The following is a 10,479-nucleotide window of genomic DNA, read 5'->3' as shown; positions in this document are numbered from 1 at the left end:
GGGATCAAGCTCCATCAAGGGCATAGCTGGCGGCAAGAGCGTGGGGACATGCTTCCGACCGTCGACCCAGGCGTCAACGATATCCGCCCACTCCTGCATCATATGTCGGCGCTGCACCTCGTACTCCGCCTTGTTGTAGACGCCGCGCGACGAGCGCCCATCCTCGTGCGCCAAGCACTTTTCGATCCAGTCGCGGTTGAAGCCCAATTCGTTCAGAAGCGTCGATCCCGTGCGCCGCAGATCGTGGACGGTAAACGGCTCTAGGGGCAGCCCCTCCTTCTTCGCCTGCTCGACGACGGCGTAGGTCACCCGATTGAAGGTCGCGCGCGACATTGGGGCGTCCGCATCGTATCGGGAAGGCAGCAAGTACCGTGAGTTACCGGCGCAAGTTTTGAGCGCGATCATGATGTCGAGGGTCTGCCGGCACAGGTAGACGTTGTGCGGCTTCGATCGCTTCATGCGCTCCTTCGGTATCGTCCAGACGGCGTTGTCAAAATCGACCTCGTCCCAAACCGCGTCCTGCAGCTCGCCCTTCCGGACCATGGTGAGGAGGTAGAGCTTCATGCCGAGGCGGATTGTCGGCAGCGTCGCTACATTCTCGAGCTGCTTGAGCATGATGCGGATCTCAGTCGGCGAGAGCGCGCGGTCCTTGGGTGTGAAGGTGGCGATCGAAGCGGGCCCGACGTCATCGGCCGGGTTTGCGACCTTCTCGCCATGGAGAATGGCGAAGCCGTAGATCTGCTTCAGGATATCGCGCACATGAATCGCCGTCGCCGGTGCGCCTCGTTCCACGATCTTGGCGCAATGGGCTCGAAGATCATCAGGGGTGATCTCGATCAGCAAACGGTTCCGCCAGACCGGCATAAGCTCCCGCTCGAAGATCGAGCGGCGCATAGCGCGCGTGCTGTCGGCCATCGGCGCGTTGACCAGCCACTTTTCGCCGAACTCGCCGAAGCTCTTGGCTTCCTTGATCCGGCGCTTCTCCCGCTGCTTCTCGATGGCGGGGGACCGCCCTTCTGCGATCGCTCGGCGCGCGTCCAGGCATAGCTCGCGAGCCCGAGCGAGCGAGATCCCGTCTCGGGCGTACTTGCCGAGATACACAGTCTCCCGTCGGCCGTTCAGCCGATAGTCAAGCCTGAAGGAGATGGCGCCCGACGGGGCGACGCGCACGTACATACCGTCGCGGTCCGTCACCTTGTACATTTTCTCTTTTGGCTTCAGCGCCTTGAGCGCTGCATCGGTCAACATCCTGGGCCACCTCGCGAAAAGTACCGTCACACCGTTTTGGGAGGCAGATGGCGATAGAAGCGCTTTCAAACCAACGCTTTAGATCAAAAAAAGTACCGTCACGAGCCTCATTCCTCGTGACGGTACTTTCAATTTCCAGGTTGATCAATGGGGGCAAGGTCCGTCAGCGGGGCCGCCGGACTCGATCCATGCCCACCGATAGATACCGATAGGCTTCGGCAATATTGGTTATATTTTTCAGGAGGTTAAATCGCGCTGTGGCGAATTTTCGGATACTCTTGGATGGGCAAAAATCATTCCCACTCGATCGTCCCAGGAGGCTTGCTCGTTACATCGTCCACGACGCGATTAATGCCGCGTACCTCGTTGATAATGCGGGTGGCGGCAGCTCCTAGGAAGCTCATGTCGTAGTGGTAGAAATCGGCGGTCATGCCGTCGACTGATGTGACCGCCCGCAGCGCGCAGACGAATTCGTAGGTGCGCCCGTCGCCCATGACGCCGACCGTCTGGACCGGCAGCAGCACCGCGAAAGCCTGCCAGATCGCATCGTAGAGGCCGGCCTTGCGGATCTCGTCGAGATAGATGGCGTCGGCCTCGCGCAGGATTTGCAGCTTCTCGCGGGTGATGCCGCCCGGGCAGCGGATGGCAAGGCCTGGACCGGGGAAAGGATGGCGGCCGATGAAATGCTCGGGCAGGCCAAGTTCCTTGCCAAGCACCCTCACCTCGTCCTTGAACAATTCACGCAGCGGCTCGACCAGCTTCATGTTCATGCGTTCGGGAAGGCCGCCGACATTATGGTGCGACTTGATCGTCACCGAGGGGCCGCCGGTGAATGACACGCTCTCGATGACGTCGGGATAGAGCGTGCCCTGCGCCAAAAACTCCGCGCCGCCGAGCTTTTTCGCCTCCTCCTCGAACACTTCGATGAAGAGCCGCCCGATCGTTTTGCGTTTCCTTTCCGGGTCCGCCTCGCCTTCCAGGGCATCGACGAAGCGGTCCACTGCATCGACCAGGATCAGGGGTAAATTGTAGTGCTCGCGGAACATGGTGACCACGTCCGCCGCCTCGTTCTTGCGCATCAGGCCGTGGTCGACAAGTATACAAGTCAACTGGTCGCCCACCGCTTCGTGGATCAGCAGCGCCGCGACCGAAGAATCGACGCCGCCCGAAAGCGCGCAGATCACCTTGCCGCTGCCGACCTGCTTGCGGATCGTCTCGATAGCTTTTTCCTTGTAGGCGGCCATCGACCAGTCGCCCTCGATGCCGGCGACCTTGTGCACGAAATTCTGCAGGAGTTTCGCGCCGTCGGGCGTGTGCACCACTTCGGGGTGGAACATGATGCCGTACATCTTTCGCGTGGGGTCGCCGAACACCGCGAAGGGAGCACCCTCGGACTTGCCGAACACCTCGAATCCCTCGGGCAGCGAGATGACCCGGTCTCCATGGCTCATCCAGACCTGGTGGCGCTGGCCGGGCGCCCACATTCCGTCGAACAGCGGACACTCCTTCTCGACCTGCACGAAGGCGCGACCGAATTCGCGATGGTCCGAGCTTTCGGCCGTACCTCCCATCTGGACGCACATCGTCATCTGGCCGTAGCAGATACCGAGCACCGGCACGCCGGCCTCGAACACGATCTGCGGCGCGCGCGGACTGCCGGTTTCTGTCGTCGAGGCCGGACCGCCCGAAAGGATGACTGCCTTCGGCTGGATTCGCCGGAACGCTTCCTCGGCCAATTGGAAAGGAACGATCTCGGAAAAGACCCCAGCCTCCCGAACGCGGCGCGCAATCAGCTGCGTCACCTGGCTGCCGAAGTCGATGATAAGGACGGTGTCGGGGTGATCGGTGGTTTTCATGGCGGGCATTTAAAGAAAAGAGTGAGTCGGCGCAATGGGTTGCCGACAAACGCCAACAATCCGATTCATCGCGCTCGCGGATCGATTCAAATCCTTCATCCGGCAAATGAACCGGATGCCGGCCCATTCCATCCGTTGAATCGAAGCGCGGCGCTAACGCGTTGTTTTGCCTTCGATCCGCAGCGAACCGTTCTCGAGCGCAGCTTCCAGCGTCTTGATTGCCGCAGCCAGCTTCTCGTCGATGACGTGCAGATATTCCGTCCAGTCGGAGACGTGCTTCAATTCTGCCGCGCCGTCGGAAATGCCGCGCAGGCCGATCAGCTCCACGCCGAAACGCTGGCAGGCGCGCAGCACCGCGAAAGTCTCCATGTCGACCATGTCCGCGGCGATGGCGTCGTAAGCAGTGCCGGAGATGATCGCCGCGCCCGTAGAGAGCGACGCCCCGGGGATTCCGGAGACGCGGAGCGGCATGGGCACCGTAACAGGTAGGTCGAGAAACGGCGTCGCGCCCTTCTCGAAGCCGAGCGCTGACGCGTCCATGTCGCGGTAGGAGACCGACACCGCCTGGTAGATTTCGGTCTGTTCGAGCGTGCGGCTGCCGGCCGAACCGAGCGAAACGACGAGATCGGGGAGCGCGTTTTGGGTTTGCAACCGCGCCAGTTCGGCGCCCATTGCCACGCCGGATTCGACCGGGCCGACGCCGGTCATGAAAGGAGAGATCAGACGCTGCAGATGCGGGCCGTATTCGGCGTCGACCGCCATGACGAAAAGAATCGATTTGCCTGCGACGCTCTCGATCACGGCTCAGCCTTCTATGCCGTCGCGGCCGACCACAGTCATCATCGTGCCGGTCATGGTGGCGATCAGCTTGGCCTCGCCGTCCGCCGCAAAGGCGTAGGCTTGGCCGTCGGCGACGACTATGGTGCGGCCGGGTTTGGTGACCGAGCCACGGAAAAGGAACCGTTCGCCCCTGCCCGGCGCGAGCAAATTGACCTTGAATTCGATGGTCAGCACGGCGGCGTTTTCGGGCATCATCGAGAATGCCGCATAGCCGCAGGCCGAATCGAGCGCGGTCGAGATGATGCCGGCGTGGAGAAAGCCGTGCTGCTGAGTGAGATCGGGAGAATAGGCCATCTCGATCTCGACGGTGCCTGGCGTCACCAGCGTCAGTTCGGCGCCAATCGTCGTCATGACGCTCTGGCGCGCAAAGGATTTCCTCACGCGCTCCTCGTAATCGGGAGCGGATACGATCGTCGCGGCCATCATTCCATGCCCTGCTTATCCAACTCACTTTATCGCAAAGGTGCGGGAATGTTGCAATGCAACAATTATGTCTGGCCCGCGCAGCGAAGCGCGGCGAAGTAGAAGCCGTCGGTACCGCTTCTCGCCGGCGTCAGCACGATGCCGCCATTGGGCACGATGCGGGCGGCGTCCGCGCGGCCTGGGAAGTGGCTTTCCCATAGCGCCTGGTGATCGACGGCAGAAAAATCAGGATTGTCGGCGGCGAAGCGCCCGATCTGGGCGCGGTTCTCCTCGTCGAATACAGAGCAGGTGATGTAGACCAGCAGCCCTCCCGGCTTCACGTGAACCTTGGCCGCGTCGAGGATCGCCGCCTGCTCCCCCTTGCGCACATCGAGCTGCCTATGCGTCAGCCGCCACTTCGCGTCGGGCCGGCGCCGCCAGGTTCCGCTGCCGGTACACGGCGCATCGATCAGCACGATGTCCATCTGGCCCTGCAAGGCGACAAGCTCGGCCGGCTTCGTGACGATCTGGATATTGCGGTTGTCCGACCGCCTGATGCGGTCGTAGATCGGCGCCAGCCGGATTTTTTCGGCGTCGTGCGCAAAGATCTGGCCGCGATTTTCCATGATGGCGGACAAAGCAAGCGTCTTGCCGCCGGCGCCGGCGCAGAAATCCAGCACCTGCATTCCGGGCTTGGCGCCGGCAAGCTCGGCGGCGACCTGCGAGCCTTCGTCCTGCACCTCGAACCAGCCCTTCTGGAAGGCCGGCTCAGCCTGCACATTGGGGTGGCGGCCGCTGCCGTCGATCGGTGGGATCCGAATGCCCTGCGAGGCAAGGCTGGTCGCCGCCGCGCCCATGCCCGACAGTTCGCCGAGAATGCGGTCGCGATTTGCGTTGATGGTGTTGACCCTGAGATCGAGCGGCGGCCGCGCCGCCAGCGCCCTGCCCTCTTCGACCCAATCCGCGCCAAAGGCCTGCTCCAGAAGCGGCGCGCACCAGTCGGGGCAGTCCGCACGCACAGCCTCGGGCGCGTCGTCGAGGGAGCGCGAGGCGATCGCGTTCAGTTCCTCGGAGCTCAATGGCGGCGGGGCGAAGCGGTCGCCCTCGAGCGCCTGGTTAAGCGATTGTGCAGTCTCGCGCCATTCCAGAAGCAACGCGCCGAAGCCGATCGCGCGCGGAGTGTCGTCGCCCAGCATCCAGCCGGCCGAACGCTTGCGGCGCAGCGCGTCGTAGACGATGTTGCCGATCGCGGCTCTGTCGCCCGCCCCGGCGAAACGGTGCGAAAGGCCCCAGTCCTTCAGCGCATCGGCTGCCGGCCGGCGCCTCTTCTCGATATCCTCGAGCACTTCGATGGCTGCCGCCAGCCTTCCGCCAAGTCGCATTTTGGTATTCCCTATTTCGGTGAACCCGAGAATGCCTGCCTACCTGCCGGATGCGAGCCGTACAAGCCGCCGCATCGCGCACTGCGCAAATTCCGGATGCCTGCTCCCAAAAACAAAACAGGCGCGGATTGCTCCGCGCCTGCCGTTCCTGTCAGCTTCTTGAAGCGGAAGACTACTCCGCCGCTTCCCGCAGGGGCGTCACCGAGTCAGCCCGGCCCTCGTCGAGGTCGAAGCGATCGGCGTTCATCACCTTGTTCCACGCCGCCACGAAATCCCTAGCGAACTTCTCCTTCGAGTCCGCGGTGGCATAGACTTCGGCGTAGGCGCGCAGTTGCGAGTGCGAACCGAAAATCAGGTCGACTCGGGTGCCGGTCCACTTGGGCTCGTTCGTCTTGCGGTCGCGTCCCTCGTAAACGCCCTCGGACCCGGCCAGCGGCTGCCACTGCGTACCCATGTCGAGCAGGTTGACGAAGAAATCGTTCGTCAAGGTTCCGGTCTTTTCGGTAAAGACACCGTACCTGGAGTCGCCGGCATTGGCGCCGAGGACACGCAGGCCACCGAGCAGCACCGTCATTTCGGGTCCAGTCAGCGTCAGCAATTGCGCCCGATCCACCAGGGCTTCCTCGGGCTTCATGAATTTGGGCTTGCTGCTGTTCGTATAGTTGCGGAAGCCGTCATAACGCGGCTCCAGCGGCGCGAAGGATTGAACGTCCGTCTGTTCCTGCGAGGCGTCGGTGCGACCCGGGGTGAAGGGGACCGACACGTCGATGCCGGCATCCTTCGCGGCCTTCTCGACCGCTGCCGAGCCGGCAAGAACGATGAGGTCGGCAAGCGAAACCTTCTTGCCGCCGGACTGCACAGCGTTGAACTCCTGCTGGATCGCTTCGAGCTTCTGCAGCACCGTCGCCAGTTGGGCCGGCTGGTTGACCTCCCAGTCCTTCTGCGGAGCGAGGCGGATGCGCGCGCCGTTCGCGCCGCCGCGCTTGTCGGAACGACGGAAGGTCGAGGCAGAGGCCCAGGCGGTCGAGACCAGTTGCGACACCGACAGACCGGAGGCGAGGACCTTGGCCTTCAGCGCGGCGATGTCCTGCTCGTCGATCAGCGGGTGATCCACGGCCGGAACCGGGTCCTGCCAGATCAGCGTCTCCTGCGGAACGAGCGGGCCGAGATAGCGCACCTTCGGACCCATGTCGCGATGGGTGAGCTTGAACCAAGCGCGGGCGAAAGCATCCGCGAACTCGGCCGGGTTTTCATAGAAACGCCGCGAGATTTTTTCGTAGGCCGGGTCGAACCGCAAAGAAAGGTCCGTCGTCAGCATGGTCGGCACATGCTTCTTCGACGGATCGAAGGCGTCGGGAATGCTCTGCTCGCCGCTCTTCGCCTTCCATTGCTTCGCCCCGGCCGGGCTCGTCGTCAGCTCCCATTCGTTTTCGAATAGGTTCTTGAAGAAGAGATTGCTCCACTGCGTCGGCGTCTGCACCCAGGTGACTTCCGGGCCGCCGGTGATGGCGTCGGCGCCGACGCCCGTGCCGTGCTTGCTCTTCCAGCCGAGACCCTGATCCTCCAGCGCGCCGCTTTCCGGCTCCGGTCCGACCAGCGACGGGTCGCCGGCGCCGTGGGTCTTGCCGAAGCTGTGGCCGCCGGCAATCAGCGCGACGGTTTCTTCGTCGTTCATCGCCATGCGGAAGAACGTTTCGCGGATGTCCCTGGCCGCCGCGACCGGGTCCGGATTGCCGTTCGGCCCTTCCGGGTTGACGTAGATCAGGCCCATCTGCACCGCGCCGAGCGGCTCCGACAACTGGCGTTCGCCGCTGTAGCGTTCGTCGCCCAGCCACGTTCCCTCAGGACCCCAGTAGAGCTCTTCGGGCTCCCAGACATCGGCGCGGCCGCCGGCGAAACCGAACGTCTTGAAGCCCATGGATTCGAGCGCGACGTTGCCGGCGAGAACCATCAGGTCGGCCCACGAGATTTTCCGCCCGTATTTCTGCTTGATCGGCCAAAGCAGCCGGCGCGCCTTGTCGAGGTTGGCGTTGTCCGGCCAGGAGTTGAGCGGCGCAAAACGCTGCTGGCCGGCGCCCGCGCCGCCGCGGCCGTCGGTGATGCGGTAGGTGCCGGCGCTGTGCCACGCCATGCGGATCATCAAACCGCCGTAGTGGCCAAAGTCGGCCGGCCACCAATCCTGCGAGTCGGTCATCAGCGCATGCAGGTCCTTGATCACTGCATCGAGGTCGAGGGTCTTGAACTCCTCGGCATAGTCGAAATCCTCGCCCATCGGATCGGACAAGGTGGAATTGTGATGCAGCATCTGGATGTCCAGGTGGTCCGGCCACCATTCGCGGTTGGAGCGTCCGCGGGTACCGCCTGTGAACGGGCATTTGCCGGCGTTCTCGTCAGTTTTTGCGTCCATTTTTCTTCTCCGCTCGTGTTCTGTGATTGCTTGTCCAATGGTCCGGAACCGAGCCGGCCAGTCTGGAATTATTCCAGCCTAGAGCGGTCCGGCCATAAAAACAAATTGCCTTTTCTATTTCCGTCGATAATTTTCCCTTATGATAAAACTCACTGTCCGTCAGATGGAATATTTCGAGGCGCTGGCCCAGACCCTGCATTTCGGGCGGGCCGCGGAACTTGCCGGCGTGACCCAGCCGGCCCTGTCTGCGCAGATCTCCGAGATGGAGGCGCGGCTCGGCGGCCGGCTGTTCGAGCGAGGCGGAAAGTCCGTGGCCATGACAATCGAGGCGCAGGCTCTGCTGCCGCGCATCGAGACGATCCTGGCCGACATTCGCGGCGTCGAGAGCATTGCCCGGCGCGGACGCTCCGCTATGGAAGGGCGATTCCGGCTGGGCATTATCCCGACCATCGCGCCTTATCTTTTGCCGCATGTGCTGCCCGATCTGAAGGCGCGCTTTCCCACGCTCGTCCTGGAACTGCGCGAGGCGGTGACCGGATCGCTGGCCGAGGAAACCGCGGCCGGCCGCCTCGACGGCTTCATCGCCGCCATGCCGCTCGATTCTCCGGGACTGGTCACAGAGGCGCTGTTCGAGGATCGCTTCTTCCTGGCGGTGCCGGCCAACGATCCGGAATTCGCCTCGCCGCCGGTGCCGCCGGAAAGCCCGGCGCTGGAACGGCTGATGCTGCTCGAGGAAGGCCACTGCCTGCGCGAGCAGGCGCTGTCGGTGTGCGGCAGCGTCAAGCCTGTGGCAATGGCGAGCTACGGTGCCACCAGCCTGACGACGCTGCTCCAGATGGTCGCGCACGGGCTCGGCGTCACGCTTATCCCCGAAATGGCGATGGGGCCGGCGAGCGACATGCGCGATCTGAAAATCGTGCCGTTCATCGAGCCGATGCCGTCGCGGACCGTCTGCCTGGCCTGGCGGCGCAACAGCCGCCGGCACGACGAATGCGTCGAACTCGCCGGCATCATGCGCGGCCTGCGCGGCGCGCTCTTGCCCGCGGCGGCGTGAGATTTACGCCAGCTTCGCGAGCGCAGCCGAAATTGAGCGGACGGCCTTTTCGTCGGCAGCGCTGCGCTCTTTCTTCGAGGAAGCCAGGCAGGCCTGCGAGCGCAGGATGACGCCATCCTGCAGCACCTTCAGATGGTTGGCGCGCAGCGTCGAGCCGGTCGTGGTTATGTCGACGACAACATCCGCCGACCCTGCCGCCGGCGCCCCCTCGGTTGCGCCGAGGCTTTCGACGATGCGGTAGACCTGGATGCCGTGCTTCTGAGAAAAAAACTGCTGCGTCAGCCGCCAGTATTTCGTCGCGATGCGCAGGCGGCGGCCGTGGCGCTGGCGAAAATCGGCGGCGACATCGTCGAGGTCGGCCATCGTGTCGACGTCCAACCAGATTTCGGGAACCGCGACCACAACATCGGCATGGCCGAAACCGAGCCGTGCGACGATCTCGGCGCGCGATTCCCAGTCGGCCAAATTTTCGCGCAGCAGATCCTCGCCGGTGATGCCGAGATCGACTGTCCCCTGCCCGATTTCGCCGGCGATTTCCGAGGCCGAAAGGAACGCGACCTCCACATCGCTCCGGCCCTCGATGCGGGCGCGGTATTTGCGATCGTCGCCGGGCACAGTGACGGCGAAGCCGGCCTTGGCAAGCACCTCCAGCGCCTGCTCCCGGAGCCGGCCTTTTGATGGGATGGCGAGCGTGATGGTCATCGTGCGCTCCCGAGAGCGGCGCTTGAACGCGGGCACGTTCTTTGTGATGGAGGTCGCAACGCCGACGCCCCCCTCTCCCTTGAGGGGAGGGGGGCGGCTGCGTCACGCCCAACTTCCCTTAGCCGGAACGTCGCCTGCCTACTCATTTGCCGCCCTCCGCCAGGCTTTCGATGCGGTCGAGCCAGACCGAAAAGCCGACGCCGGGGATTTTGTCGCGCGCGCCGAGCAGCGTCAGCAGCCGGTCGTAGCGGCCGCCGCCAACCAGCGGCCGGTCGGAGCCCGACACGGCGATTTCGAAAACCAGGCCGGTGTAGTAGTCGAGCGGGCGGCCGAAGGCGGCGTCGTAATGGATTGTCTCGACGGGCAGACCGTGAGCGGAAATCGCGGCGGCTCGGGTAGCGAAATTGTTCAGCGCCGCGCCCAGCGACAGGCCGGAGCCGGCGGCGAATTTTTCCAGCGCGCTCGCGGCATCGGCGAGTGGAACATGAATGGCCAGAAAGGTCTTCAGCGCGTCGAAGGCTTCGGCCGACAGGCGCACGCTCCTGAGTTCCGCCCGCTCGATCAGGCGGCGGGCGATCTCGTCGGGCG

9 protein-coding genes are annotated in these 10,479 nt (G+C 63.7%); 1 reads left to right on the top strand and 8 read right to left on the bottom strand.

Annotated elements, in window-relative coordinates; all coding sequences use genetic code 11:
* The 6 genes from MAXJ12_RS24115 to katG form a co-directional block, all read right to left on the bottom strand.
* Positions 1 to 1,248 (bottom strand): tyrosine-type recombinase/integrase (locus MAXJ12_RS24115; RefSeq protein ID WP_008838657.1); only part of this gene is annotated, 1,248 nt, incomplete at its 3' end.
* A gap of 293 nt (positions 1,249 to 1,541) precedes the next feature.
* The gene (gene guaA, locus MAXJ12_RS24110; protein WP_008838656.1) at positions 1,542 to 3,104 is read right to left on the bottom strand and encodes a glutamine-hydrolyzing GMP synthase; all 1,563 of its coding nucleotides are present in this window, start codon (positions 3,102 to 3,104) and stop codon (positions 1,542 to 1,544) included.
* 153 nt (positions 3,105 to 3,257) lie between these two features.
* Entirely contained in the window at positions 3,258 to 3,905 is a 648-nt protein-coding gene (locus MAXJ12_RS24105) for a 5'-methylthioadenosine/S-adenosylhomocysteine nucleosidase (RefSeq protein ID WP_008838655.1), read from the bottom strand.
* A 3-nt stretch (positions 3,906 to 3,908) separates the two neighbouring features.
* Positions 3,909 to 4,367 (bottom strand): PaaI family thioesterase, encoded by a 459-nt coding sequence (locus MAXJ12_RS24100; protein ID WP_008838654.1) that lies wholly within the window; start codon positions 4,365 to 4,367, stop codon positions 3,909 to 3,911.
* Between the two features lie 65 nt (positions 4,368 to 4,432).
* Positions 4,433 to 5,728: an RsmB/NOP family class I SAM-dependent RNA methyltransferase gene (locus MAXJ12_RS24095; RefSeq protein ID WP_008838653.1), complete on the bottom strand. Its 1,296-nt coding sequence runs from the start codon at positions 5,726 to 5,728 to the stop codon at positions 4,433 to 4,435.
* Positions 5,729 to 5,900: 172 nt separating this feature from the next.
* Positions 5,901 to 8,135 carry a catalase/peroxidase HPI gene (gene katG, locus MAXJ12_RS24090; RefSeq protein ID WP_008838652.1) on the bottom strand — a complete coding sequence of 745 codons (2,235 nt, stop codon included), beginning with the start codon at positions 8,133 to 8,135 and terminating at the stop codon, positions 5,901 to 5,903.
* Positions 8,136 to 8,274: 139 nt separating this feature from the next.
* Here katG and MAXJ12_RS24085 point away from each other — a divergent pair, with 139 nt between their 5' ends.
* A complete protein-coding gene (locus tag MAXJ12_RS24085; RefSeq protein ID WP_008838651.1) occupies positions 8,275 to 9,189 on the top strand; it encodes a hydrogen peroxide-inducible genes activator in 915 nt (304 codons plus the stop codon).
* Between the two features lie 3 nt (positions 9,190 to 9,192).
* Here MAXJ12_RS24085 and hisG read toward each other — a convergent pair whose 3' ends face one another.
* Complete coding sequence (hisG, locus tag MAXJ12_RS24080) at positions 9,193 to 9,891, bottom strand: ATP phosphoribosyltransferase (RefSeq protein WP_008838650.1); 699 nt, start codon at positions 9,889 to 9,891, stop codon at positions 9,193 to 9,195.
* Between the two features lie 142 nt (positions 9,892 to 10,033).
* Positions 10,034 to 10,479 (bottom strand): ATP phosphoribosyltransferase regulatory subunit (locus MAXJ12_RS24075; protein WP_008838649.1); only part of this gene is annotated, 446 nt, incomplete at its 5' end.

The sequence above is a fragment of the Mesorhizobium alhagi CCNWXJ12-2 genome (genome assembly GCF_000236565.1).
Taxonomy (GTDB): Bacteria; Pseudomonadota; Alphaproteobacteria; order Rhizobiales; family Rhizobiaceae; genus Allomesorhizobium; species Allomesorhizobium alhagi.
This window is presented reverse-complemented; position numbering and strand designations above follow the sequence as displayed.

Bases quoted from the DNA above. Each gene is read 5' to 3' on its own strand.
- MAXJ12_RS24100 (WP_008838654.1), bottom strand. From the start codon at position 4,367: ATGGCCGCGACGATCGTATCCGCTCCCGATTACGAGGAGCGCGTGAGG.
- hisG (WP_008838650.1), bottom strand. From the start codon at position 9,891: ATGACCATCACGCTCGCCATCCCATCAAAAGGCCGGCTCCGGGAGCAG.
- guaA (WP_008838656.1), bottom strand. From the start codon at position 3,104: ATGAAAACCACCGATCACCCCGACACCGTCCTTATCATCGACTTCGGC.
- katG (WP_008838652.1), bottom strand. From the start codon at position 8,135: ATGGACGCAAAAACTGACGAGAACGCCGGCAAATGCCCGTTCACAGGC.
- MAXJ12_RS24095 (WP_008838653.1), bottom strand. From the start codon at position 5,728: ATGCGACTTGGCGGAAGGCTGGCGGCAGCCATCGAAGTGCTCGAGGAT.
- MAXJ12_RS24085 (WP_008838651.1), top strand. From the start codon at position 8,275: ATGATAAAACTCACTGTCCGTCAGATGGAATATTTCGAGGCGCTGGCC.